At 64.7% G+C, this 24,239-nt stretch carries 21 protein-coding genes; 12 read left to right on the top strand and 9 right to left on the bottom strand.

The window, feature by feature from the left end; all coding sequences use genetic code 11:
• Positions 1-23: 23 nt before the first annotated feature.
• The 4 genes from C4S70_RS19315 to C4S70_RS09095 form a co-directional block, all read right to left on the bottom strand.
• Complete coding sequence (locus C4S70_RS19315; RefSeq protein WP_268807780.1) at positions 24-158, bottom strand: hypothetical protein; 135 nt, start codon at positions 156-158, stop codon at positions 24-26.
• A gap of 132 nt (positions 159-290) precedes the next feature.
• Complete coding sequence (gene mutT / locus C4S70_RS09105; RefSeq protein ID WP_104007806.1) at positions 291-689, bottom strand: 8-oxo-dGTP diphosphatase MutT; 399 nt, start codon at positions 687-689, stop codon at positions 291-293.
• Positions 686-1,912, bottom strand: coding sequence for a bifunctional glutamate N-acetyltransferase/amino-acid acetyltransferase ArgJ (gene argJ / locus C4S70_RS09100; RefSeq protein ID WP_104007805.1), 1,227 nt, complete (start codon positions 1,910-1,912; stop codon positions 686-688). The genes mutT and argJ overlap by 4 nt, the downstream gene beginning before the upstream one ends.
• Before the next feature lie 2 nt (positions 1,913-1,914).
• Positions 1,915-2,763, bottom strand: a complete 849-nt coding sequence (locus C4S70_RS09095) for a peptidylprolyl isomerase (RefSeq protein ID WP_104007804.1) — start codon at positions 2,761-2,763, stop codon at positions 1,915-1,917.
• Between the two features lie 177 nt (positions 2,764-2,940).
• On the opposite strand from C4S70_RS09095, the gene secA reads away from it, so the two are divergent.
• The 3 genes from secA to C4S70_RS09080 all read left to right on the top strand — a co-directional run bounded on the left by secA (position 2,941) and on the right by C4S70_RS09080 (position 8,301).
• Complete coding sequence (gene secA, locus C4S70_RS09090; RefSeq protein WP_104007803.1) at positions 2,941-5,676, top strand: preprotein translocase subunit SecA; 2,736 nt, start codon at positions 2,941-2,943, stop codon at positions 5,674-5,676.
• A gap of 98 nt (positions 5,677-5,774) precedes the next feature.
• Positions 5,775-6,719: a hypothetical protein gene (locus tag C4S70_RS09085; protein ID WP_146064190.1), complete on the top strand. Its 945-nt coding sequence runs from the start codon at positions 5,775-5,777 to the stop codon at positions 6,717-6,719.
• A 22-nt stretch (positions 6,720-6,741) separates the two neighbouring features.
• Positions 6,742-8,301: a substrate-binding domain-containing protein gene (locus C4S70_RS09080; RefSeq protein ID WP_104007801.1), complete on the top strand. Its 1,560-nt coding sequence runs from the start codon at positions 6,742-6,744 to the stop codon at positions 8,299-8,301.
• A 107-nt stretch (positions 8,302-8,408) separates the two neighbouring features.
• Here C4S70_RS09080 and radC read toward each other — a convergent pair whose 3' ends face one another.
• The 3 genes from radC to dnaK all read right to left on the bottom strand — a co-directional run bounded on the left by radC (position 8,409) and on the right by dnaK (position 12,429).
• Positions 8,409-9,170, bottom strand: coding sequence for a RadC family protein (gene radC / locus C4S70_RS09075; protein ID WP_104007800.1), 762 nt, complete (start codon positions 9,168-9,170; stop codon positions 8,409-8,411).
• 107 nt (positions 9,171-9,277) lie between these two features.
• Positions 9,278-10,420, bottom strand: coding sequence for a molecular chaperone DnaJ (gene dnaJ, locus C4S70_RS09070; protein ID WP_104007799.1), 1,143 nt, complete (start codon positions 10,418-10,420; stop codon positions 9,278-9,280).
• An 80-nt stretch (positions 10,421-10,500) separates the two neighbouring features.
• Positions 10,501-12,429, bottom strand: coding sequence for a molecular chaperone DnaK (gene dnaK / locus C4S70_RS09065; protein WP_104007798.1), 1,929 nt, complete (start codon positions 12,427-12,429; stop codon positions 10,501-10,503).
• Between the two features lie 198 nt (positions 12,430-12,627).
• Here dnaK and C4S70_RS09060 point away from each other — a divergent pair, with 198 nt between their 5' ends.
• Positions 12,628-13,245: an alpha-ketoglutarate-dependent dioxygenase AlkB family protein gene (locus tag C4S70_RS09060; protein ID WP_104007797.1), complete on the top strand. Its 618-nt coding sequence runs from the start codon at positions 12,628-12,630 to the stop codon at positions 13,243-13,245.
• Between the two features lie 9 nt (positions 13,246-13,254).
• Here C4S70_RS09060 and C4S70_RS09055 read toward each other — a convergent pair whose 3' ends face one another.
• Entirely contained in the window at positions 13,255-14,076 is an 822-nt protein-coding gene (locus tag C4S70_RS09055; RefSeq protein ID WP_104007796.1) for an ABC transporter permease, read from the bottom strand.
• Between the two features lie 120 nt (positions 14,077-14,196).
• Between C4S70_RS09055 and cysQ the strand changes: the two genes are divergently transcribed.
• The 8 genes from cysQ to C4S70_RS09015 all read left to right on the top strand — a co-directional run bounded on the left by cysQ (position 14,197) and on the right by C4S70_RS09015 (position 23,551).
• Entirely contained in the window at positions 14,197-14,994 is a 798-nt protein-coding gene (cysQ, locus tag C4S70_RS09050; protein WP_104007795.1) for a 3'(2'),5'-bisphosphate nucleotidase CysQ, read from the top strand.
• Positions 14,994-15,794: a 3-deoxy-manno-octulosonate cytidylyltransferase gene (locus C4S70_RS09045; protein ID WP_104007794.1), complete on the top strand. Its 801-nt coding sequence runs from the start codon at positions 14,994-14,996 to the stop codon at positions 15,792-15,794. Before cysQ ends, C4S70_RS09045 begins: the two co-directional genes overlap by 1 nt.
• On the top strand, positions 15,791-17,056 hold the full coding sequence (locus C4S70_RS09040) for a glycosyltransferase family 2 protein (RefSeq protein WP_104007793.1): 1,266 nt from the start codon (positions 15,791-15,793) through the stop codon (positions 17,054-17,056). The genes C4S70_RS09045 and C4S70_RS09040 overlap by 4 nt, the downstream gene beginning before the upstream one ends.
• A 132-nt stretch (positions 17,057-17,188) precedes the next feature.
• Positions 17,189-18,082 (top strand): UTP--glucose-1-phosphate uridylyltransferase GalU, encoded by an 894-nt coding sequence (gene galU, locus C4S70_RS09035; RefSeq protein WP_104007792.1) that lies wholly within the window; start codon positions 17,189-17,191, stop codon positions 18,080-18,082.
• 22 nt (positions 18,083-18,104) lie between these two features.
• Complete coding sequence (locus tag C4S70_RS09030) at positions 18,105-19,337, top strand: glycosyltransferase family 4 protein (RefSeq protein WP_104007791.1); 1,233 nt, start codon at positions 18,105-18,107, stop codon at positions 19,335-19,337.
• A 45-nt stretch (positions 19,338-19,382) separates the two neighbouring features.
• Positions 19,383-20,393 (top strand): glycosyltransferase family 2 protein, encoded by a 1,011-nt coding sequence (locus C4S70_RS09025; protein ID WP_104007790.1) that lies wholly within the window; start codon positions 19,383-19,385, stop codon positions 20,391-20,393.
• A 20-nt stretch (positions 20,394-20,413) separates the two neighbouring features.
• Positions 20,414-22,111, top strand: coding sequence for a DUF5927 domain-containing protein (locus C4S70_RS09020; protein ID WP_104007893.1), 1,698 nt, complete (start codon positions 20,414-20,416; stop codon positions 22,109-22,111).
• Positions 22,112-22,117: 6 nt separating this feature from the next.
• Complete coding sequence (locus C4S70_RS09015; protein WP_104007789.1) at positions 22,118-23,551, top strand: nodulation protein NodH; 1,434 nt, start codon at positions 22,118-22,120, stop codon at positions 23,549-23,551.
• A 183-nt stretch (positions 23,552-23,734) separates the two neighbouring features.
• On the opposite strand, the gene C4S70_RS09010 is transcribed toward C4S70_RS09015, so the two are convergent.
• Positions 23,735-24,199 carry a PTS sugar transporter subunit IIA gene (locus tag C4S70_RS09010; protein ID WP_104007788.1) on the bottom strand — a complete coding sequence of 155 codons (465 nt, stop codon included), beginning with the start codon at positions 24,197-24,199 and terminating at the stop codon, positions 23,735-23,737.
• Positions 24,200-24,239: the final 40 nt, after the last annotated feature.

Genomic DNA, 24,239 nt, shown 5'->3' with positions numbered 1-24,239 from the left:
GTCAGTTGGTGAGTGGTGGCTTTTTACGCTGCGGTTTTCACCGGCTGGCCTTGGTGTATCTTGTCGCCGACGCGCACCTCGACCCGGCCATCGGGCAGGGTGCGCACATATGTTCCCTGGACCGATACGCACGATCCGATCGTCACCGTCACCAACATGCCATGATCCCCCCATGAGCAGGACATGATGAATGATTGCTGAATTTATACACAATCGGCTGAGAAAACGACCATTTTCTTGACGGCAGGAGAAACGGAGCCCCAAGACGGTCGCGGCGCGCGAAAGCGGGGCTACAACCAGTCCCGCAAAATCGGGATCAGGGGGACATCCGCCGGCGGCATCGGATAGTCGCGCAGCTCGACCGCGCGCACCCATTTCAGCGCCTGACCTTCGCGCGATTGCGGGATGCCTTCCCATTTGCGGCAGGCAAAAAGCGGCATCAGCAGGTGGAAATCGTCGTAGGAATGGCTGGCAAAGGTCAGCGGCGCCAGGCAGGACGCCCAGGTGTCGATGCCCAACTCCTCTTGCAATTCACGGATCAGCGCGGCCTCGGGAGTTTCGCCCGGTTCGACCTTGCCGCCGGGAAATTCCCACAGGCCGGCCATGGATTTGCCCTCGGGCCGTTGGGCGAGCAGCACCCGCCCGTCGCGGTCGATCAGGGCAACGGCAGAGACGAGAACGGTTTTCACGACCGGTAATCCGCGTTGATCGCGATGTATTGATGGGTCAGGTCGCAGGTCCAGACCGTCGCCGCACCCGCGCCAAGCCCGATATCGACAGCGATCACCAGTTCCTGGCCCTTCATGAAGCGGGCGGCGTCCTCTTCGCGGTAGTCCGGGCTGACCCAGCCATTTTCCGCCACGAGGATGTCTCCGAACCGGATCGTCAACCGGTCGCGGTCGGCGGCTGCGCCGGATTTGCCCACCGCCATCACGACCCGGCCCCAGTTGGGGTCTTCGCCCGCAATGGCGGTCTTGACCAGCGGTGAATTGGCAATCGACATGGCGTGGATCTTGGCGTCGGCATCGCTGGCCGCGCCGGTCACACGGATCTCGACGAATTTGGTCGCGCCTTCGCCGTCCCGCACAACCTGCTGCGCAAGGTCCAGCATCACGCCGTGCAAAGCCTCGGCAAAGGCGGGGTTGCCGGTGGCATCGACGTCCGCCGCGCCGGTGGCGCACAGCATCAGGCTGTCCGAAGTCGAGGTGTCGCTGTCCACGGTGATGCAGTTGAAGGTCCGGTCGGTGAGTTCCGCCAGCAGCGATTGCAGCGCTGCCTGATCGTATCCGGCATCGGTGAAGATATAGACCAGCATCGTCGCCATGTCCGGCGCGATCATGCCCGAACCCTTGGCGATGCCGGCGATGGAGACGGCCCTGCCTTTGATCTCGACCTGAGCGGCCGATCCCTTGGGGAAGGTGTCGGTGGTCATGATCGCGCGGGCGGCCTGTTCCATCGCGCCCGGTGCCAGTGCGCCGGTCAGAGTGTCCAACCGCGCCAGGATCCGGTCATGCGGCAGGGGTTCTCCGATCACGCCGGTCGAGGCGGTGAAAACGCGCCCCTGCGGCACGCCGGTAGCACTGGCCACAGCCGCGCAGATGGCGGCCACCGACTCTTCGCCGTAGCGGCCGGTAAAGGCATTGGCATTGCCGGAATTGACCAAGATCGCCGCGCCTGAATCAGAGGCGCCGCCGATCTTGGCCTGACAGTCCAGCACCGGCGCCGACCGCGTGGCCGAGCGGGTGAAGACCCCGGCCACGGACGTGCCCGGATCCATCACCGCCAGCATCACGTCGGTGCGGCCCTTGTAGCGAACGCCGGCCTCGGCCGCGGCGAAACGCACGCCGCCGATCACCGGCAGTTCGGGAAAACCCGCCGGTGCCAGCGGGGATACCGGCAACGCGCCCGCCATGATCAGTTCCCCAGCAGCGAAATGTCGGAAATGGCGTTGGGGTCGAACTCTTCGATCTCGACCCGCTCCACCTGCGCCGCATCGGTCAACTCTTCGACCCGCTTCTGGATCGCGTCGCGCCGGATCTGGTCCAGAATCTCGTCGCGGACATCCTCCAGCTTGGGCGCCTCGGCCTTGCGGGAATCGTTCAGTTTGACGATGTGCCACCCGAACTGGGTCTGCACCGGCCCGGACACCTCGCCGACCTTGAGCGCCTTCACGGCCGCTTCGAACTCCGGCACCATCGCGCCTTCGCCGAACCAGCCCAGCGCGCCGCCATTGGGGCCGGAAGGGCCGGTGGACTTGGCCTTGGCCAGTTCCGCGAAATCGGCGCCACCGTCCAGTTCCGCCTTGATCGCCTCGGCCTCTTCCTTCGTTTCCACGAGGATATGCGAGGCGTTGTATTCCTGCCCGCCGAAGCCTTCGCCATATTTGGCGTCATAGGCGGCGCGAATCTCGTCCTCGGTGCCGACAGTGCCCAGCAGTTTTTCGATCTCTTCCCCGGCGATCAGGGACCGTTTTTCGTTTTCGAGCGACATGGTCACGCGCGGGGGCAACGGGCCGTCGAACGCCTGCCGCAGGGCCTCCTGCTGGATCAGCTGGTTGACGATGGCCTCATACAGCAGCTCGGCGGGCATCTGCTGATACTGGGCGGGCAGTTGCGCGCGGGCGATGATCACATGGCCCAGCTTGATCTCGGTGCCGTTGACCCGCGCCACCACCGTATCGGCGGTCGGGGGCTCGGCGGCTGCCGGCAGGGCAAGAGCGGCGGCAAGCGCCAGAGTCGGCAGGAAAGTGAGGCCTTTGCGCATGAATTCTTCCTATTCGGGGGCCGCGTCAGGGCGCGGCGTTGACACTGTTGGACCTGACCCTTACATCGCCTTGTGGCCTTGAGACAGGACCGTCTGACACCCCCGTATCTATGGGTTGCGTGACCGGCGGGCAAGCCTGTCAGTCACACGCATTTTGACAGTTCCTCGGGAGAGAACATGCTGGGTTTTGGAGCACTCGCCAGAAAGGTGTTCGGGACGCCGAACGACCGCAAGATCAAGGCGATCCGCCCGCTGGTGGAAAAGATCAACGCGCTGGAGCCGGAATTCGAAAAGCTCAGCGACGAGGGGCTGAAGGAAAAGACCGACGAGTTCCGCAAGCGTCTGGAAGCGGGCGAGAGCCTCGACGACCTGCTGCCCGAAGCCTTTGCCAACTGCCGCGAGGCGGCGAAACGGGCGTTGGGCCTGCGGGCCTTTGACGTGCAGTTGATGGGCGGGATCTTCCTGCATCAGGGCAACATCTCCGAGATGAAGACGGGCGAGGGCAAGACGCTGGTCGCCACCTTCCCCGCTTATCTGAACGCGCTGGAAGGCAAGGGCGTTCACGTCGTCACCGTCAACGAATATCTGGCCAAACGCGACAGCGAATGGATGGGCAAGGTCTTTGCCGCGCTGGGCATGACCACCGGCGTGATCTGGTCCAACATGCCCGATGCCGAAAAGTTGGCCGCCTATGCCGCCGACGTCACCTATGGCACGAACAACGAGTTCGGCTTTGACTATCTGCGCGACAACATGAAGGCCGAACTCAGCCAGCTTTACCAGAAGCATCACCATTACGCGATCGTGGACGAAGTGGACTCGATCCTGATCGACGAGGCTCGGACGCCGCTCATCATCTCGGGGCCGGCGGATGACCGGACCGATCTTTACAAGACGATCGACCAGATCATCCCGCTGCTCGAGGAAAGCCATTACGAGATCGACGAAAAGACCCGCAACGTCACCTTCACCGACGAGGGCAACGAGTTTCTCGAACAGCAACTGGTGGCGCGCGGCCTGCTGCCCGAGGGCCAGCCGCTGTATGATCCCGAAAGCACCACGATCGTGCACCACCTGAACCAGGGCCTGCGCGCGCACAAGTTGTTCCAGAAGGACAAGGATTACATCGTCCGCAATGGCGAGGTGATCCTGATCGACGAATTCACCGGCCGCATGATGCCGGGCCGGCGCCTGTCCGAGGGCCTGCACCAGGCGATCGAGGCCAAGGAAGGCGTGGCGATCCAGCCCGAGAACGTCACGCTGGCCAGCATCACGCTGCAGAACTATTTCCGGCTTTATGACAAGCTGGCCGGGATGACCGGCACGGCGATGACCGAGGCCGAGGAATTCATGGAAATCTACGGGCTTGGCGTGGTCGAGGTTCCGACCAACCGACCCGTCGCCCGGATCGACGAGGACGACAAGGTCTATCGCACCGCGGCCGAGAAATATCGCGCGATGATCGAGGACATCAAGAAGGCTCACGAAAAGGGCCAGCCGATACTTGTCGGCACCACCTCGATCGAAAAGTCTGAGATGCTGTCGCAGATGCTCACGGCGGAAGGGATCAAGCACAACGTGCTGAACGCCCGCCACCACGAGCAGGAGGCCGAGATCGTGGCCGAGGCCGGCCGTTTCGGCGCGGTGACGATCGCCACCAACATGGCCGGGCGCGGCACCGACATCCAGCTGGGCGGCAATATCGAACTGAAGGTGCTGCGCGCGCTGGCCGAGAACCCCGAGGCCGACCCCGCAGAACTGCGCGCCGCAGAAGAGGCGAAACACGCCGAGGAAAAACAGAAGGTGATCGAGGCCGGCGGCCTGTTCGTAATGGGCTCGGAACGCCACGAAAGCCGCCGCATCGACAACCAGCTGCGCGGCCGGTCGGGCCGTCAGGGCGATCCGGGGCGCACGGCGTTCTACCTTTCGCTCGAAGACGACCTGATGCGGATCTTCGGGTCGGAACGGCTGGACAAGGTGCTCAAGACGCTGGGAATGAAGGAAGGCGAGGCGATCATCCACCCTTGGGTGAACAAGTCGCTGGAACGCGCCCAGGCCAAGGTCGAGGCGCGCAACTTCGACATCCGCAAGAACCTGCTGAAGTTCGACGACGTGATGAACGACCAGCGCAAGGTGATCTTCAAGCAGCGGCGCGAGATCATGGGGTCCGAGGATCTGTCGGACGTGGTCCGCGACATGCGCGAAGAGGTCATCGACGACCTGCTGGACGAATACATGCCGCCCAGGACCTATGCCGACCAGTGGAACACCGAAGGGCTCTATGCCCAGGTGATCGAAAAGCTGGGCGTGGACGTGCCGGTGATGGAATGGGCGGCCGAGGAAGGCGTGGACGACGAACAGATCCGCGAACGCCTGATCAAGGCCACCGACGAAATGATGGCCAGGAAGGCTGCCGATTTCGGCCCGGAAACCATGCGCACGATCGAAAAGCAGGTGCTGCTGCAGGTGATCGACACCAAGTGGCGCGAACATCTGCTGAAGCTGGAGCATCTGCGCTCGGTCATCGGGTTCCGCGGCTATGCGCAGCGCGATCCGCTGAATGAATACAAATCCGAGGCGTTCCAGCTGTTCCAGGGAATGCTGGACAGCCTGCGCGTGGACGTGACCCGTCAGCTGGCCCATGTGCGCCCGCTGACGCAAGAGGAGCAGCAGCAGATGCTGGCGCAGATGGAGGCCCAGCGAGCCGAGATGCAGCGCCAGATGGAGCAGGCCGCCGCGGCCAGCGAGGCGAAGGCGCTGGAACGGGCCGGCGACGCCGATCCCGCGTCGTCGGGCGCCGCCCCCGGTTTTGTCGAGGACGATCCCAGCACCTGGGGCAATCCGGGTCGGAACGAGAAATGCCCCTGCGGCAGCGGCAAGAAGTTCAAGCACTGCCACGGCCGGCTGGTCTGAGGCGGTTCGTGTCAGAATGACTCCAAGGGGCGGCCATATCTTGGCCGCCTTTTTTCGCAAGGCTGTTTCCGATCCAATGGATGATCGGAGGATACGCCATGTCCCGCAGACGCTACATGACCACGATTGGCGGCACGATCCTGTGCGCGCTGGGCATCGTGTATTTCACACAGGCCGGAAAGGCCCCAGCGGCCGCCATCGCGCCGCAGCCGTCCATCATGCAGCAGGTGGTTCCGACGCCCGCCGCGAACGGCGCCTTGCGCGAGGATGCGCCGGCCGATCTGGACGGGCTGCGGCACGGCGAACCCCTGCCCGGGTTCCACGCCCCCGCCCCGCTGCCTTTGCCCCAGGGGGCCGAGCAGGAGGCGCGACGCGACACCGATTGTGCGGTCACGGCCACTGCCGCGCCGGGCGAGATGGCGACGGTGCATCTGCAGGTTCAGGCCCCCTGTCATCGCGGCGAGCGGTTGACCGTTCACCACGGCGGCATGATCTTCTCCGACAGGACGGACGCCAACGGAATCTTTGCCGCGGACATTCCGGCGCTGTCCGAACGGGCCGTGTTCATCGTCGCTTTCGCCGATGGCAAGGGTGCGGCGGCAACCACCCGGGTCCAGGGATTGAACGAGATCGACCGGATCGTCCTGCAATGGGGTGGCCAAGCCGGCTTTGAACTGCATGCGCGGGAGTTCGGCGCAAACTACGGCGATCCGGGCCATGTCTGGTTCGGTTACAGGGGCGACGGGGCCGTGGGCCGCCTGATCCGTCTGGGCAACCCGGAGGTCTTCAACGCCAAACTGGCCGACATCTACAGCTTTCCCGCCGGCCATGCGCCGCGCGCGGGCGCGGTCGCCGTCAGTGTCGAAGCCGAGGTGACAGAGAACAATTGCGGCCGCGACATTTCGGCCCAGACGGTGGAACTGAAGGGCGGCCGCCTGCGCAACCCGCGCGATCTGATGCTGTCGATGCCCGATTGCGATGCGGTGGGGACGTTTCTGGTATTGAACAATCTGGTCGATGACCTGAAAATCGCCGCGAGATAACGCAGACGGTTCAGGAACAACGATGCGATTGCTGCGTGCGGCGGGCTGCGCCGCACTTCTTCTTTGCAGTGCGGTGCTGGGCGCGGCGGCTCAGGACGTCACGCTGACCTCGCCCGATGGCGCGGTCGAGATCACCGGCACCCTGCTGGGTTTCGACGGTGAATTCTACCGTGTCGATACGCAGTTCGGAGAGCTGACGGTGGACAGCTCGGGCGTGTCCTGCGACGGCCCCGGCTGCCCCAGCCTGACCGACTACGTCGCAGAGATTTCGTTCTCGGGTTCCTCGACCATCGCCGAGGTATTGTTGCCGGCGCTGGTCGAAGGCTTCGCGCTGCGCAACGGATATCGCACGGACCGGCAGGACATCGATGCGGCGGATTTCGTCTATGTGCTGACTTATGCCGAAACCGGCCGGCAGGCCGCCCGGTTCCGGTTCCACCTCACCAATACCGAGGAAGGCTTTGCCGACCTTCTGGCCAACGAGGCCGATGTCGTGATGGCATTGCGTGAAATTCGCCCCAGGGAACGCGACCTGGCCCGGCAGGCGGGCTTGGGCGACATGACCGCCCCGGGGCGCAGCCGGGTGCTGGCGCTGGACGCGATGGTGCCGGTCGTTTCACCCGGCAACACTGTGCGACGAATCTCGTTGCCTGAACTCGCGCAGGTGTTTTCCGGCGAGATCGACAACTGGGCCGAACTGGGCGGACCGGACGCGCCGATCACCCTGCATCTCGCGGCCGAGGGATCCGGTCTGACCCAGGCCGTGGAGGACAGGCTCCTGCACCCCGTCGGCCTGACTCTTTCGGATAAGGTGGTGCGGCACGCCCGTAGCAGCGACCTGGCCCGTGCTGTGTCCGTCCAGCCCTTCGCGATTGGACTGGCCAGCTTTGCCGAAACGGGAACCGCGCGCGTTCTGACCCTTGAGGGCGCGTGCGGGTTCGCGCTCAATGCCACGCGCCAGACCATCAAGGCCGAAGACTATCCCCTGACGTCGCCCATGTTCCTGTATCTGCCAATGCGGCGCCTGCCCCGGATCGGGCGGGACTTTCTGGACTACACGCGGGGGCCGGCCGCGCAGATCGTGATCCGCCGCGCGGGCTTTGTCGATCAGGCGCCCGAACGCATCCCCATCGGCTTGCAGGGTGACCGCCTGGCCAATGCTATCGCCGCCGCCGGAAACGACGTGAAATTGGAAGAACTCCAGCGGATGGTCGGTGTCCTCGGCCCGATGCGGCGACTGACGACTTCTTTCCGTTTCGAAGCCGGATCGTCGCGTCCAGACGCGCAATCGCGGGACAACGTGGACCAGCTCGCCCGCGCGTTGGAGGCGGGGCTTCATGACGGCCACCGGCTGCTGTTCGTGGGGTTCAGCGACGGGCAGGGACCGGCCGAAGGCAATCGCAGGATCGCGTTGAAGCGGGCCGAGGCGGTGCGCGACGCGGTCTTGGCCGCGGCCGAGGCCGCACAGCTGGACCAGATCGAGATCGGCGTCGAAGCCTTCGGCGAGGCGCTTCCGATGGCCTGCGACGACAGCGGCTGGGGCCGGCAGGTGAACCGCCGCGTCGAAGTCTGGGTGGACTGACCGGTTCCCGAAGCCCATGCACTTTCATCTTGCTAAAAAATACTCCGGGGGAGTCCGCGCCCGGCGCGGACGGGGGCAGGGCCCCCTTCTACCCGGCCAGACACGCGTCACAGGTATCCTTCGCCACGAAAGCTCAGTTCCCGCGACTTGCCGATGATCAGATGGTCATGCAGGGTCATCCCCAGCGCGACACAGGCGGCTTCGATCCGCGCGGTCATGTCGATATCGGCCTGCGAGGGGGTCGGGTCGCCCGACGGGTGGTTGTGCACCAGGATCAGCGCGCTTGCGTTCAACTCCAGCGCCCGCTTGGCGATCTCGCGCGGATAGACGGGAACATGATCGACCGTGCCGCGGGCCTGTTCCTCGTCTGCGATCAGCGTGTTCTTGCGGTCGAGATAGAGCACCCGGAACTGCTCGATCTCGCGGTGGGCCATGGTGGTGCGGCAATAGTCCAGCACCGCGTCCCAGCTTGAAATCACATGCCGTTTCAACACCCGCGCGCGCGCCAGGCGATGGGCGGCAGCCTCGACGATCTTGAGTTCGGTAACGACGGCCTCGCCCACGCCCTTGACGCGGGCAAGCCGCTCCGGCGCGGCCGACAGCACATGGTTGAAATCGCCGAATTCGTCCAGCAGGGCCCGCGCCAGAGGCTTCACGTCGCGGCGCGGGATGGCGCGGAACAGAACCAGTTCCAGCATCTCGTAATCGGGCAGCGCGTCGGGGCCGCCCGACATGAACCTTTCGCGCAGACGGCGGCGGTGATCGGCGATGTAGGACGGCAGCCGCCCCTGCGGCAGCGGCTGAACCACCGCTTCATCCGGGTCAAACAGCGGCCTTTGCGCCTCGTTGAATGCAGATGCCCGACTCATGCGGTAAGCCTCGCTCGCACAGGGTGAACAAGGGGTTAACGAAGATGAAAAAGGGGCGCCGGCCATCCCTGGCGCGGCGCCCCTTGTCCGATTCGCAAGTCAGGCGGTCAACTCTTCATGCTTTCCCAGAACGACTTGACCGAAGAAAAGAAGGACTTGGATTCGGGGTGATTGTCGGCGCTCAGCCCTTCGAATTCTCGCAACAGCTCCTTTTGGCGGGGCGTCAGATTGACCGGCGTTTCCACGGCCAGCTCGATGAACATGTCACCAACGCCGCCCCCGCGCAGCGCCGGCATGCCCTTGCCGCGCAGGCGCATCTGGCGGCCCGACTGGCTGCCTTCGGGGATTTGCACGCGGCCGCGGCCGCCGTCGATGGTGGGCACCTCGATCGACCCACCCAGCGCCGCCGTAGCCATGCTGACCGGCACCCGGCAATAGAGGTTCACGCCGTCGCGTTCGAACAACTCGTGGCGCTCCACGTCGATGAAGATATACAGATCCCCCGGCGGGCCGCCACGCATCCCGGCCTCGCCCTCGCCCGAAAGCCGGATGCGGGTGCCGGTTTCGACCCCGGGCGGGATGTTGACGCTGAGCGAGCGTTCCTTCTGAACCCGGCCCGAGCCGCCACAGGCCGAACAGGGGTTCTTGATGATCTGCCCCAGGCCCGAACAGGTGGGGCAGGTGCGTTCGACGGTGAAAAAGCCCTGCTGCGCCCGCACCTTGCCCATGCCGGAACAGGTCGGGCAGGTGGTCGGTTCGACCCCGCCCTCGGCGCCGGTGCCGGAGCATTCCGAACAGGATACCGATGTCGGCACGCTGATGGTCTTCTGCACGCCTGTGTAGGCCTCTTCCAGCGTCACGCGCAGGTTGTAGCGCAGGTCCGCCCCGCGCATCGCCCGCCGGCGCCCGCCGCCGCGCGTGCCCATCATGTCGCCAAAAAGATCCTCGAACACGTCCGAGAAGGCGCTGGAGAAATCGCCGCTGCCGAAACCGGCGCCCGGACGCGGACCGCCCCCCATGCCGCCGTCAAAGGCCGCATGGCCGAACCGGTCATAGGCCGCGCGCTTGTCGGGATCCTTCAGAACCTCGTAGGCCTCGTTGGCCTCCTTGAACTGCGCTTCGGCATCGGGGTTGTCGTGGTTCCGGTCGGGGTGCAGTTCCTTGGCCTTGCGGCGGTAGGCCTTCTTGATTTCCTCGGCCGATGCGCCACGGGAGACGCCAAGAACGTCGTAATAGTCACGTTTCGACATCGGTTCGTTTGCCCTTTCAGTGGCAAAGGAAGCGGGCCGGCCCGTTTTCCGGGCCGACCCGCCTGACCAGTTCCTACGCCTCAGCTCCGCTTGTCATCGTCGAGGTCTTCGAACTCGGCATCGACGATGTCATCCTCGCCGGGACCGGCGCCCTCGGCTGCGGCGGGCTCTTCCTCGGCGCCGCCGGAAGCCTCTTGGGTGGCCTTGTAGATCGCCTCGCCCAGTTTCATGGACGCTTCGGTCACGTTCTGGATGCCGGCGCGCAGCTTCTCGGCGGTGACGTCGTCCTTTTCGAGGTCGTCCTTGAGCGCAGCCACGGCCAGCTCAATCGCCTCGATGGTGGACGGATCGACCTTGTCGCCATGCTCCTCGATCGATTTCTCGGTCGTGTGGATCAGGCTTTCAGCCTGGTTGCGGGCCTCGACCAGCTCCTTGCGCTTGCGGTCTTCCTCGGCATGGGCCTCGGCATCCTTGACCATGCGCTCGATGTCCTCTTCGGACAGACCGCCAGAGGCCTGGATGGTGATCTTCTGCTCCTTGCCGGTGGCCTTGTCCTTGGCCGACACATGCACGATGCCGTTGGCGTCGATGTCGAAGGTCACCTCGATCTGCGGCACGCCGCGCGGCGCGGGCGGGATGCCTTCCAGGTTGAACTGGCCCAAGAGCTTGTTGTCCGCGGCCATTTCGCGTTCACCCTGGAACACGCGAATCGTCACGGCCGACTGGTTGTCCTCGGCGGTCGAGAAGACCTGGGACTTCTTGGTCGGGATCGTGGTATTGCGGTCGATCAGACGGGTGAAGACGCCGCCCAGCGTTTCGATGCCCAGGCTCAGCGGGGTCACGTCCAGCAGAACGACGTCCTTCACGTCGCCCTGCAGAACACCGGCCTGGATCGCGGCGCCCATGGCGACCACTTCGTCAGGGTTCACGCCCTTGTGCGGCTCCTTGCCGAAGAACTTGGTCACTTCCTCGATGACCTTCGGCATCCGGGTCATACCACCGACCAGAACCACCTCGTCCACGTCAGAGGCCGAAATGCCGGCATCCTTGAGCGCGGCCTTGCAGGGCTCCATCGTGCGCTTGATGAGGTCGGAGACCAGCGATTCCAGCTTGGCCCGGGTCAGCTTCATCACCAGGTGCAGCGGCTGGCCGCTGTTCGGGTCCATGCTGATGAAGGGCTGGTTGATCTCGGTCTGGCTGGTGCTGGACAGTTCGATCTTGGCCTTTTCTGCGGCTTCCTTCAGGCGCTGCAGGGCCATCTTGTCCTTGGTCAGATCGACGCCGTGTTCCTTCTTGAACTCCTCGGCCAGGTAGCTGACCACCCGCATGTCGAAGTCTTCACCGCCCAGGAAGGTGTCGCCGTTGGTGGACTTCACCTCGAACAGGCCTTCGTCGATCTCCAGAATGGTGATGTCGAAGGTGCCGCCGCCCAGGTCATAGACCGCGATGGTGTGGCTTTCTTCCTTGTCCAGGCCATAGGCCAGCGCCGCCGCGGTCGGTTCGTTGATGATCCGCAGCACTTCCAGGCCCGCGATCTTGCCGGCGTCCTTGGTGGCCTGACGCTGGGCGTCGTTGAAATAGGCCGGAACCGTGATGACGGCCTGCGTGACCTCTTCGCCAAGGTGCGCCTCGGCGGTCTCCTTCATCTTCTTCAGGATGAAGGCGGAAATCTGTGCGGGCGAGTATTTCTTGCCCTTGATCTCGACCCAGGCATCGCCGTTGCCGCCGTCAACGATCTTGTAGGGCAGGTTCTTCTTGTCCTTGGCCAGATCCGGGTCGTCGAACCGACGGCCGATCAGACGCTTGATGCCGAAGATGGTGTTTTCGGGGTTGGTGACGGCCTGGCGCTTTGCCGGCTGGCCGACCAGGATTTCGTCGTCGGTAAAGGCAACGATCGACGGGGTCGTGCGCGCGCCTTCCGCGTTTTCGATCACGCGCGGCTGCGACCCGTCCATGATGGCAACGCAGCTGTTGGTCGTCCCAAGGTCGATGCCGATGACTTTGCTCATTTTTCGATCCCTTTCAATTCAAGGCGATTTCCCGAGACCCGGACCCGTTGCGGCATCCCGGCCCCGACTCTTTGCGCGCTTTCATGACTGCATGTCGGCGCTTCCCGGCGTATATAGGGAGACGCGAAACCGCCTGCAACCATACGAAACAGCCGGTTTTCACGAAACTGTGCCTATTTTGTCAACGGGCCGAGAGCGATGAGGCTGAACCTGTCCGAGGCGTTGGAAATCAGGGGTGTCCGGGTGTTCAGGGGCGCCCTTGACCGGCCATCGCAAGAGGCGCTGGTCGAGGCGATCCGCGCGCTCGCGCGCGCCGCTCCGCCGTTTTCGCCGGTTACCCGCTGGGGGCGGCCGATGTCGGTGCGGATGACGGCGGCGGGACGCTATGGATGGTTTTCCGACCGGCGCGGTTATCGCTATGTGGACCGTCATCCTTCGGGACGTCCCTGGCCGGCAATCCCCGCGCCGGTGCTGGAGATCTGGCGCGCCATCGCCGGGCTGGACAGGGCGCCCGACTGCTGTCTGGTGAACTATTATGGCGAGGGCGCCCGGATGGGGCTGCACCAGGACAGGGACGAAGCCGATTTCGACTGGCCGGTGGTTTCAGTGTCGCTGGGGGACGCGGCGCTGTTTCGGGTCGGCGGCGCCGAGCGCGGGGGCTCCACCGAATCGATCTGGCTGCAATCGGGGGACTTGGCGGTTCTCGGGGGCGCGGCCCGGCTGGCCTATCACGGCATCGATCGGATTCGCTTCGGATCGTCGGACCTGCTGCCCAAGGGTGGCCGGATCAACCTCACCCTGCGCGTCGTGGACTGATCCCGGCGATCAGCGCCGCGCAAACCAGCTGAGCGAGCTGTGCCGGCGGGTGTAGAATTCGCCCATCAGCCCGATCATGCAGAGCGCGAGGCCGACCCACAGCGTGTAGTGCCAGCTGGTGACATGCGGGTAGTAATTGATGAAGACGAAGCCGCGCGCCTGGTCGATGGCGTGGAACAGCGGGTTCCAGTCGAACACCGGCAGCATGTAGGCCGGCAGCGAATTGGCCAGCACCATCTTGCCGGAAAAGAGCATGTTGGCGCGCTGGTAGATGGTGGACAAAATGCCGGAGGCGGTCGGGAACCAGGGCTTGATCGCCAGAAAGACCAGCCCGACGCCGATCCCCGAAAACCAGGCCAGCAAGAGCATGCCCAGCGCCGGGACCGGCTGTTCGATCGTGATCGGGTTCACCAGCGCATCATACAAGAACAGGATCACGGCCACGGTCAGTATCTGGAGATACAATGCAGAAAGCGCGGCAGCGGCGATCGCGATGAAGGTATTCATCGGCGCGTGCAGCATCATGGGGCTGGTCGGTCCCTCGGCCCCCTGGACCGCGGCCACCGCCTTGATATGCACTTGGAACAGGAAAACGCCCGACATCAAATAAAGAAGGAAATCGCCGCGGACGGCCGTGCGCCGCATCCCCAGCAGTTCGAACATGCCATAGAACACGGCGATCAGGATCAGCGACTGGAGGACGCTGATGACCAGCGACAGAATTGCGTTGTTGTGCTTTGCCCGGACCTTGCGGGCGGCGTTGTGAAAGATCACCTCGCCGGTTGCCAGCGCCGCGCCCAGTCTGGAATTTGCGTGTCTGTAACCGAACATCTCGCCTGCAGTCCCGTCAACTTTGCCCGATTTCGCACGGATTTCTTGCCGTTCCGTTTCCCGCACACCATAAGAAGCGGCGGACGCCTAATCAACATTGCAAGGAATTGGAGCTTTTTTGTGACCTACGAGCAGCTCGTTCCCGTGATCCGCAGGCTGGCGTTGGAAGCCGGGGAAAGGATCATGGAGATCTACAACTCGGATGATTTCGAGGTAAAGGTAAAGTCGGACGACAGTCCCGTGACCGAGGCCGACGAGGCCGCGGACGCGATCATCTCGGCCGGGCTGCGCGCGGCCTTTCCCGACATCATGCTGGTGACCGAGGAACAGGCCGCGTCGCATTCCACGACCGGCGATACCTTCCTGATCGTCGATCCGCTGGACGGCACCAAGGAGTTCATCCACCGTCGCGGCGATTTTACCGTGAACATCGCGCTGGTCGAGGACGGCGTGCCCACGCGCGGGGTGGTCTATGCCCCGGCCAAGGGGCGCATGTTCTACACCCTGGCCGACGGCCAGTCGGTCGAAGAGGATGGCCCGTTCGACAAGGACCGCCCCGGCAACTTGCGCCCAATCCATGTCTCGACCCCGGACAACGATGCGCTGATGGTTGTGGCCTCCAAGTCGCATCTGACCGACGAGACCAAGGACTATATCGCGAAATACCGGGTCAAGGATTTCAAGAGCGCCGGGTCGTCGCTGAAATTCTGCCTGGTGGCCTCTGGCGAAGCCGACCTCTATCCCCGTGTCGGCCGCACGATGGAATGGGACACCGCCGCCGGCCATGCCGTGCTTCTGGGCGCGGGCGGGCAGGTTGTGCGGTTCGATGATCATACCCCCCTTACCTATGGCAAGGACGGCTATGCCAATCCCTATTTCATCGCCTATGCTCCGGGCGTGGAACTGAAGGAAGCCTGATGCCGGTCCTGATCGTCATCCCCGCCCGCTATGCCTCGACCCGCTATCCGGGCAAGCCGCTGGTCGCGCTGTCCGGCGCGACGGGGGAAAGCCGTACGCTGATCGAACGGTCCTGGCGCGCGGCGATGTCGGTGTCCGGCATCGACCGGGTGGTCGTGGCGACCGACGACGACCGCATCCGCGAGACGGCCGAAGGCTTCGGCGCCGAAGTGGTGATGACCTCGTCCGACTGCCGCAACGGCACCGAACGCTGCGCCGAGGCCCATGACCGCCTGGGCGGGGGTTACGATATCGTGGTCAACCTGCAGGGCGATGCGCCGCTGACCCCGCACTGGTTCATCGAGGATCTGGTGGCGGGCCTGCGCTGCGCGCCGGATGCGGGCGTGGCGACGCCCGTGCTGCGCTGCGACGGGGCTGCTCTGAACGGGTTTCTCAACGACCGCCGGCACGGGCGCGTGGGCGGCACCACCGCCGTCTTTGCCGCCGACCGGACGGCGCTCTATTTTTCCAAGGAGGTGATCCCCTTCACTTCGCGGAGATATGCCGACGACGAACCGACCCCGGTCTTTCACCATGTGGGCGTCTATGCCTACCGCCCCGACGCCTTGGCCGCCTACCCCGGATGGCCGATCGGACCACTGGAAGAGCTCGAAGGCCTGGAACAGCTGCGCTTCATGGAAAACGGCCGCAAGGTGCTGTGCGTCGAGGTCGAGGCGCGCGGCCGCCAGTTCTGGGAGCTCAACAACCCCGAGGACGTCGCCCGGATCGAGGCCATGATGGCCGGCATGGGGCTGGAATGAGAGATCCGCTGGCGGTCAGCGTGGTGATCGTCAGCCGGGACCGGCCCGAATATCTGCGCCGCTGCATCCTGGGCGTGTCGCAGCTCTGCTACCCGCGGTTCGAGGTGGTGGTGGTTGCCGATCATGCCTCGTGCACCGCCCTGCGCGGCCTGCCGCAGGCGGCGCATACCAAGATCGTCGAGTTCGGCGAGGCCAACATTTCGGCCGCGCGCAACGCAGGCATTGCCTATGCCGCCGGCGAGATCGTCGCCTTCATCGACGACGACGCGGTGCCCGAACCGACCTGGCTGGACTACCTGACCGAGCCGTTCGCCGAACCGGTCGTGATGGCCGTGGGTGGTTATGTGCGCGGACGAAACGGGATTTCCTTCCAGTCGCGCGCGGCGATGGTGGACCGGACCGGCCGGGAAACCCCGCTGCGGGTGCCGCCCAACCGGATGTCGATCCCCGAGCTGCCCGACGATCACGCGGTCAAGACCGAGGGCACCAACATGGCCTTTCGCAGGGCCTGCCTCGTGGATATCGGCGGGTTCGATCCCCGGTTCCGGTTCTTTCTGGACGAAACCGACCTGAACCTCCGGCTGGCGGCCCGCGCGCATGTCACCGCGGTCGCGCCGCTGGCGGAGGTGCATCACGGCTTTGCCCCCAGCCGGCGGCGCCGAGCGGACCGGACGCCGACAGATCTGCGCCAGATCGGAGCCAGCTGGGCGGTGTTCCTGCATGAGCACGCCGCGACCGGTCAGCGCGAAGCCGCATGGCGGCGCGTGCAGGCCGAACAGCGCAAAAGGCTGGTCGAGCACATGGTGGCCGGCACGCTCGAGCCCAGGGACGTGAGGTGCCTGTTGCGTGGGCTGCGCGAAGGCCATGCCGAGGGTCTTGCGCGGGTCGAGGTTCCGGTCGCGTTGCCGCCACGGCCAGAACAGCCGTTCCGCCCCTTTCCGGGCCGCCACGGCGCGCGCCCCGTGCTGATCTCGGGCCGGTTCTGGACCCGACGCCGCCAGCGCGCCCGCGCCCGTGCCGCGGTCGAGGCGGGCAATATCGTCACCGTCATGCGTTTCACCCACACGGCCCTGTTTCACACCGTCAGGTTCCGCGACGAAGGATTCTGGGAACATACCGGCGGCCTGTTCGGCCGAAGCGACCGCGACCAGCGCCTTTTCACCTTCTGGACCTTCGCGGCCCGGGTCCATGCCGAGGCCGAACGCGTGCGTCTGGTGCGCGGGCTGGATGAATATGTCGGCGAAAGGCGGGCGGTGCTGTAGGGGTTGGCGCCCTGTTGCCGAAAACGAAACAGCGGGGCGCTTTTCTCTGCGGCGCACATTGTTTCCGCGGGGCATTTGTATTACCCCGAAAACTGCATGCGGCGGCATGTTTCCCGGATTATTGGGTGAAAAATGAGAAAGAAAGTTACCAAGGCGATTTTTCCAGTTGCGGGTCTGGGAACGCGGTTCCTGCCGGCGACGAAGTCGGTTCCCAAGGAAATCATGACGCTGGTCGACCGCCCGCTGGTCCAATATGCGATCGACGAGGCCCGCGCCGCCGGCATCAAGGAGTTCATTTTCGTCACCTCGCGCGGCAAGGGCGCGCTGGAGGATTACTTCGACCAGTCCCCGAACCTCGAACAGGAACTGCGCAAGAAGGGCAAGACCGAGCTTCTGGAGGTTCTCAAGGCCACCAACATGGAAAGCGGGGCGATTGCCTATATCCGCCAGCATCAGGCGCTGGGCCTGGGCCACGCGGTCTGGTGCGCTCGGCGGCTGATCGCCAACGAACCCTTCGCGGTGATCCTGCCGGACGACGTGATTGCCGCCGACAAGCCCTGCCTGCAGCAGATGGTCGAGGCCTACGAGGAAACCGGCGGCAACATGGTCGCGGCGATGGAGGTGCCACCGGAAAAGGCCAGTTCATACGGGATCCTCGACGTGGATCAGGACATGGGGTCGGTGCTGTCGGCCAAGGGCATGGTGGAAAAGCCCGATCCCGGCGAGGCGCCGTCGAACCTCGCGGTGATCGGGCGCTATATTCTGTCGCCCACGGTGCTGCAGAACCTCAACAGGAAGAAGGCCGGCGCCGGCGGTGAAATCCAGCTGACCGACGCGATCGCCGAAGATATTCGAGCGGGTCGGCCGGTTTATGGCTATCGCTTCCGCGGGCAGCGGTTCGATTGCGGCTCCAAGGCGGGTTTCTTGCAGGCAACGGTTGCCTTTGCGCTTGCACGGGACGATCTGCGCGGCGATCTCATGAAGTATCTCAGCGAGGTCGTGAGCGTGGATCGCGCGGCCGAGTGAGCGTCACCCCGGCCTGCGGCTGATGGATGCCGGGCGGGCACAGCCTGAACGCATCGACCCGCCGGCGCGGCTGTTGGACATCACGCGCCTGATCCGCCGGGCGGGGCGGGCGCCGACCGGCGTGGACAGGGTCGAAAAGGCCTATCTGGACCATCTTCTGACCGATCCCGTGCCGCTCTTCGCGCTGGCGCGCACATCTCTGGGATATGCGCTGCTGGACCGCGACGGGGCCGCGGCGATGGCGGCGCGGTTCGATGGCACTGTGTCGTGGGGGGCGCCGGATCGCCTGTCGCGCCTGTCCCGTGGCAGGCCCTTGCCCGTCCGCCGCGCCGAAAGCGACCTGCGGCGGCTGGCGCTGGCGCGGTGCCTGCCGCAGCGGCTGCCGGCGATGCTGGCGCGGCACCTTCCGCGCGGGACGGCCTATCTGAACGTGGGCCATTCCAACCTGACCGACCGGGTATTCTGGGCCGTGCGTCACGGGGCGGACGGGCGCGTCGCAGTGATGATCCATGACGTGATCCCGCTGGAATTTCCGCACTACCAGCGCCCAGGCATGGCCGATCGGTTCCGCGCGATGCTGAAACGGGTCCGGGACGGGGCCGATATCGTGATCTACAACACGCGGGACACGCAGACCCGGGCCGAAGCGCAGATGCGCCAGTGGGGGCCGGTGCCGCCGGGCATCGCGGCCCATCTGGGCGTGACCGTTCCCACGGCCGGAACCCTTCCCGATGCGGTGGACCCGGCCCGGCCCTGGTTCGTCATTCTCGGCACGATCGAGCCGCGAAAGGGGCATGATCTGTTGCTGGATGTCTGGGGGGACATGACCGACCCGCCGCAACTGCTGATCTGCGGCGCGCGCGGATGGAACAACGACGCGGTGTTCGACCGTCTGGACCGGCTGGATCGGAACGGCCCGATCCGCGAATTGCCGGGCCTTTCGGACAGGCAGGTGGCCGCCATCCTGCAGGGCGCGCGCGCGCTGCTCTTTCCCAGCCGCGCCGAAGGTTTTGGCCTGCCCCCGGCCGAGGCCGCGGCGCTGGGCGTGCCGGTGGTCAGCAGCGATCTGCCCGCGGTTCGCGAAGTCTTGGGCGAGATCCCGGTTTACCTGCCGGAAACAGACCGTTATCTATGGAAAAACACGATAGAGAGCCTGTCAAAGGGCCGAAAGCGGGTCGAACCGGCAACGGTCGCGAAGAATTTTGTCCCGCCGACATGGGCAGAGCACTTCAAGTCCGTCTTAAGGTTCACCTGATAGCGATCCCGTGGCAGGTTGGGAACGGGGGCAGAGGAGCAGAACTTGGGCGCCTGGCAGTCCTATCGCCTCAGGCTTCAGCGCAAGCGCTGGCTGGTTCGCGCGTTCCGCAAACGCCGCGAGTTGAAGCGCATCGCCGACCGGACCGCCCAGATTCGCACCGACGACCTGCTGCTGTTGTGCACGCAGCGCAACGAACGGGTCCGTCTGCCCTATTTCCTGCGCTATTATCGCAGCCTCGGCATCAACCATTTCCTGTTCGTGGACAATGACAGCGACGACGGGTCGCTGGACTATCTGGCCAAGCAGCCCGACGTTTCGGTCTGGCACACCGGCGCCAGCTACAAGCGGTCGCGTTTCGGCGTGGACTGGCTGAACTGGCTGGCGCGGAAATACGGGCATGGGCACTGGTGCCTGACCGTGGATCCCGACGAATTCCTGATCTACCCGTTCTGCGACACGCGCCCGCTGCGGGCGCTGACGGACTGGCTGGACGCATCGTCGATCCGGTCGTTCCCGGCGATGCTGCTGGACATGTATCCCAAGGGACGGCTGAACGAGCAGGGCTATGAACCCGGACAGGACCCGATCGAGATCGCCTGCTGGTTCGACAGCGGCAATTACACGATCCGGCGGAACAAGAGGTTCGGCAATCTCTGGATCCAGGGCGGACCGCGGGCGCGGGTGTTCTTTCCCGACCAGCCCGAAAAGGCGCCCGCGCTGAACAAGATCCCGCTGGTCAAGTGGCACCGCAACTATGTCTATGTCAGCTCCACCCACATGCTGCTGCCGCGCGGGCTGAACCTCGTCTATGACGAATGGGGCGGGGAAAAGGCCAGCGGCTTGCTGCTGCACGCCAAGTTCCTCAACACCTTTCCCGCGAAGGCCAAGGAAGAGCTCGAGCGCAAGCAGCACTATGCCGCGTCCGTCGAATACCGCGCCTATGCCGAAAAGCTGGAGGAAAACCCCGACCTCTGGTGCAAGTGGTCCGAAAAATACATCAACTGGCGCCAGCTCGAGATTCTGGGTCTCATGTCCAAGGGGAACTGGGCATGAGCGCGCGCGACGACACCTTCATGTCGGTCGGCATCGTGATGCTGGTGCATACCGCGCTGCACCGGGCCGAACAGGTCGCGCGACACTGGACCGCGGCGGGCTGCCCGGTGGTGATCCACGTGGATGCCAAGGTGCCGCGCAAGACCCACGCTGCCTTTGTCCAGTCGCTTTCCGACGACCTGATGATCCATTTCAGCCGCCGCCACCGCTGCGAATGGGGCACCTGGGGCATCGTCGCGGCCACCCAGTCGGCCTGCGAACTGCTGCTGGGCCTGTATCCGCAGGTGCGGCACGTCTATCTTGCGTCGGGCTCATGCCTGCCGCTGCGTCCGGTCGAGGAACTGATCGCCTATCTAGCCGAACGCCCCCGCACCGACTTCATCGAAAGCGCAACTACCGCCGATGTGCCCTGGACCGTCGGCGGGCTGGACGAAGAACGGTTCACCTTGCGGTTTCCGTTCTCGTGGAAGAAACACCGCTACCTGTTCGACAGGTATGTCGAATTGCAAAGACGCCTGCGGATCAAACGCCGCATTCCCAACGGGATCGTTCCGCACATGGGCAGCCAGTGGTGGTGCCTGACCCGCCGCACCCTGACGGCGATCCTGCAGGATCCCGACCGGCCGCTCTATGACCGCTACTTCCGGCGTGTCTGGATCCCCGACGAAAGCTATTTCCAGACGCTCGCGCGGCTCTATTCCGAGAATATCGAGAGCCGGTCGCTGACGCTGTCAAAGTTCGACTTTCAGGGCAAGCCGCACATTTTCTACGACGACCACCTGCAATTGCTGCGCCGGTCGGACTGTTTCGTCGCGCGCAAGATCTGGCCCCATGCGGAAAGGCTCTATCAGGCGTTTTTGTCCGACAACGCGGGTCAGGCCAACCGGGCCGAACCGAACCCCGGCAAGATCGACCGCATCTTTGCCCGGGCCGTGGACCGGCGCACCAAGGGGCGGCCGGGGCTCTACATGCAAAGCCGGTTCCCCAACTGGGGGTGGGAAAACGGCCTGACCTCGAACCCCTATTCGGTGTTTCACGGCTTTGCCGAACTATTCGAGGATTTCGAAACCTGGCTGGCCAGGGCGACCGGCGCGCGCGTTCACGGGCACCTTTTCGCGCCGGAACGGGCGGAATTCGCCGGCGGCGAACGCATGATCAACGGCGCGCTCAGCGACGGCGCGGCCACCCGCGACTATGCGCCCGAATCCTTTCTGGCCAACCTAATCTGGAACACCCGCGGCGAACGCCAGTGCTTTCAGTTCGGGCCGCGCGACAACCAGAAGATCGCCGAATTCTTTGCCCGCGATCCCAATGCGCAGGTGTCCGTCATCACCGGCGCCTGGGCGATCCCGCTGTTCAAGTCGAACCGCAATTTCGCCGATCTCAGGAAAGAGGCCGCGCGCCTGCAGAAGATCGAGAAGGATTTTCTGGACGTCCTGCACTGGCAGTCCACCAAGGCCCGCGTGCGAGTCTGGAGCATGGCCGAATTCGTCGAAGCCCCGATGGAGCCGATCCAGACCATCATCGACGAAATCACCCCCGCCGGGCACCCCCGCCTGACCGAAGCGCCCCGCATGGTCGATCTGCGCGGTTTCGGCCAGTTCCTGCAGAACCTCAAGAACCAGGGAATGCACCCCTATCTGATGGGCGATTTCCCGGTTGAAAACAGCCGCGCCGACCGGTCGCGGCCCAAACGAAAACCCTATCTGGTCCGGTAAGCCCTCATGAGCGACAGGTTCGACTATTTCATCATGTTTGCCGAGATGCGGACGGGGTCCAATTTTCTCGAGGCGAACCTGAACGCGATCGACGGCGTGGCCTGTCATGGCGAGGCGTTCAACCCGCATTTCATCGGCTATCCGAATAAGGATTCGCTGCTGGGCATCACCCAGGACGAACGCGAGGCCGACCCGGCGCGGCTGATCGCGGCGATCCGGGACGAACCCGGCGTGCTGGGCGGCTTTCGGTTCTTTCATGACCACGATCCGCGCGTTCTGGACATCGCGCTGGACGATCCCCGCTGCGCCAAGATCATCCTGACCCGCAACCCGCTCGACAGCTATGTGTCGTGGAAGATCGCGCAGGCCACCGGCCAGTGGAAACTGACCGACGTGAAGCGGCGCAAGGAGGCCCGCGCGGTCTTTGATCCGGCCGAGTTTGCCGCCCATGTCGAGGCGCTGCAGGATTTTCAGGTGACGCTGCTCAACCGCCTGCAACGCAGCGGACAGACCGCCTTTTACATTGCCTACGAGGATCTGCGCGACGTCGAGGTCATCAATGGCCTTGCCCAATGGCTGGGCGCGCCGGGGCGGCTGAAGGCGCTGGATGACAAGCTCAAGCCGCAGAATCCGGGTCCGGTGACGGCCAAGGTCGAAAACCCCGACCAGATGATCGCCGCGCTGGGCGGGCTGGACCGGTTCAACCTGACGCGGACGCCGAATTTCGAACCCCGGCGCGGACCCGCCGTGCCCAGTTTCATCGCCTGCAAAAGCACGCCGCTGATGTTCATGCCGGTGCGCGGTGGCCCCGACCGCGAGATCCGCGACTGGCTGGCGGTGCTCGATGGCGTGGCACCGGCCGAGCTTCTGTCCGGCATGACGCAAAAGCAGGCCCGCCAATGGATGCGCAACCATCCCGGCCATCGGCGGTTCACGGTTCTGCGCCACCCGCTCGCCCGGGCGCACGAGGTATTCTGCTCGCGTATCCTTTCGACCGGTCCCGGGAGCTACCGGAAGATCCGCGAAACATTGCGTCGGCGCCACAAGCTGCCGATCCCGGCCAAGGCGCCCGGATCAGACTACACGCCCGCCGACCACCGCAACGCGTTCGAATCGTTTCTGGACTTCGTGGCGAAGAACCTCGCCGGGCAGACTTCGATACGCGTCGATCCGGAATGGGCCACCCAGGCCGCCGTTCTGACCGGGTTCGCGCAATTTGCCGTGCCCGACCTCGTGCTGAGAGAAGAGGAAATCGCCGAATGGCTTCCCGACCTTGCACGCAGGCTCGGTCGAGACGGGGTGCCAATGCCCGGCCCGACCGCACTGGCAGGCCCGTATGCCCTGTCGGACATCTACGATGACGCGCTCGAAGCGCGCGCGGCCGATGTCTACCAGCGCGACTATCTTCTGTTCGGTTTCGGGCCCTGGAATGGGGAATAACGCCCCGATCCCGGTCCCATCCCGACTGCGAGCATGTCTTCATCTTGCCGGGAAATACTCCGGGGGAGCGCGAGGGGGCAGCGCCCCCTCGCCTCGGTCGGATTGGCGCAGCCAATCCGATGCGACCGGCTGAAACCGTTCAAACAGGCCTGAAATCCTACCTGAACGGCAAGACCCGCGGCTTCAAGCCGCCTGAACCGGGTGCGACTCGGTCAAGAGCGCATACAGCTTGGTGGCATCCGGGTTCGACCGCAGCTTGGAGCAGAACGACGGCTCGCGCAGGGTCCGCGATACCAGGGCCAGCGCCTTGAGGTGCTCGACCCCCGCTTCTTCGGGCGCGAACAGCGCAAAGGCGATGTCCACCGGCTGACGGTCGATCGCCCCGAAATCGAGCGCCTTCTCCAGCAATACGAAGGCGCCGACAACGCGGTCCAGCCCGGGAAGACGCGCATGGGGCAGGGCCACGCCGTGGCCGACACCCGTGGGACCAAGGCTTTCCCGCTCGAGCAGCGCATCGAGCGTCGCTTCCGAATTCAGGCCATAGGCCGTCTGGGCAAGGTCGGCGATCTCCTGAAACAGCCGTTTCTTGCTGGAAACCGCGGTCACGACCTTGATGGCCTCGGGTTTGAGGATGCTTGAAAGCTGCATTTTCTGCTCGCTCCGGTCTGGCGCCCCCCGCCGGGGGGGC

It is taken from the genome of Jhaorihella thermophila, assembly GCF_900108275.1.
Taxonomy (GTDB): domain Bacteria; phylum Pseudomonadota; class Alphaproteobacteria; order Rhodobacterales; family Rhodobacteraceae; genus Jhaorihella; species Jhaorihella thermophila.
This window is presented reverse-complemented; position numbering and strand designations above follow the sequence as displayed.

Excerpts from the sequence above, each read along its gene's own strand:
- C4S70_RS19315 (WP_268807780.1), bottom strand. The coding sequence starts at position 158 with ATGTTGGTGACGGTGACGATCGGATCGTGCGTATCGGTCCAGGGAACA.
- argJ (WP_104007805.1), bottom strand. The coding sequence starts at position 1,912 with ATGGCGGGCGCGTTGCCGGTATCCCCGCTGGCACCGGCGGGTTTTCCC.
- C4S70_RS09095 (WP_104007804.1), bottom strand. The coding sequence starts at position 2,763 with ATGCGCAAAGGCCTCACTTTCCTGCCGACTCTGGCGCTTGCCGCCGCT.
- secA (WP_104007803.1), top strand. The coding sequence starts at position 2,941 with ATGCTGGGTTTTGGAGCACTCGCCAGAAAGGTGTTCGGGACGCCGAAC.
- C4S70_RS09085 (WP_146064190.1), top strand. The coding sequence starts at position 5,775 with ATGTCCCGCAGACGCTACATGACCACGATTGGCGGCACGATCCTGTGC.
- C4S70_RS09080 (WP_104007801.1), top strand. The coding sequence starts at position 6,742 with ATGCGATTGCTGCGTGCGGCGGGCTGCGCCGCACTTCTTCTTTGCAGT.
- radC (WP_104007800.1), bottom strand. The coding sequence starts at position 9,170 with ATGAGTCGGGCATCTGCATTCAACGAGGCGCAAAGGCCGCTGTTTGAC.
- dnaJ (WP_104007799.1), bottom strand. The coding sequence starts at position 10,420 with ATGTCGAAACGTGACTATTACGACGTTCTTGGCGTCTCCCGTGGCGCA.
- dnaK (WP_104007798.1), bottom strand. The coding sequence starts at position 12,429 with ATGAGCAAAGTCATCGGCATCGACCTTGGGACGACCAACAGCTGCGTT.
- C4S70_RS09060 (WP_104007797.1), top strand. The coding sequence starts at position 12,628 with ATGAGGCTGAACCTGTCCGAGGCGTTGGAAATCAGGGGTGTCCGGGTG.
- C4S70_RS09055 (WP_104007796.1), bottom strand. The coding sequence starts at position 14,076 with ATGTTCGGTTACAGACACGCAAATTCCAGACTGGGCGCGGCGCTGGCA.
- C4S70_RS09045 (WP_104007794.1), top strand. The coding sequence starts at position 14,994 with ATGCCGGTCCTGATCGTCATCCCCGCCCGCTATGCCTCGACCCGCTAT.
- C4S70_RS09040 (WP_104007793.1), top strand. The coding sequence starts at position 15,791 with ATGAGAGATCCGCTGGCGGTCAGCGTGGTGATCGTCAGCCGGGACCGG.
- galU (WP_104007792.1), top strand. The coding sequence starts at position 17,189 with ATGAGAAAGAAAGTTACCAAGGCGATTTTTCCAGTTGCGGGTCTGGGA.
- C4S70_RS09030 (WP_104007791.1), top strand. The coding sequence starts at position 18,105 with ATGGATGCCGGGCGGGCACAGCCTGAACGCATCGACCCGCCGGCGCGG.
- C4S70_RS09020 (WP_104007893.1), top strand. The coding sequence starts at position 20,414 with ATGTCGGTCGGCATCGTGATGCTGGTGCATACCGCGCTGCACCGGGCC.
- C4S70_RS09015 (WP_104007789.1), top strand. The coding sequence starts at position 22,118 with ATGAGCGACAGGTTCGACTATTTCATCATGTTTGCCGAGATGCGGACG.
- C4S70_RS09010 (WP_104007788.1), bottom strand. The coding sequence starts at position 24,199 with ATGCAGCTTTCAAGCATCCTCAAACCCGAGGCCATCAAGGTCGTGACC.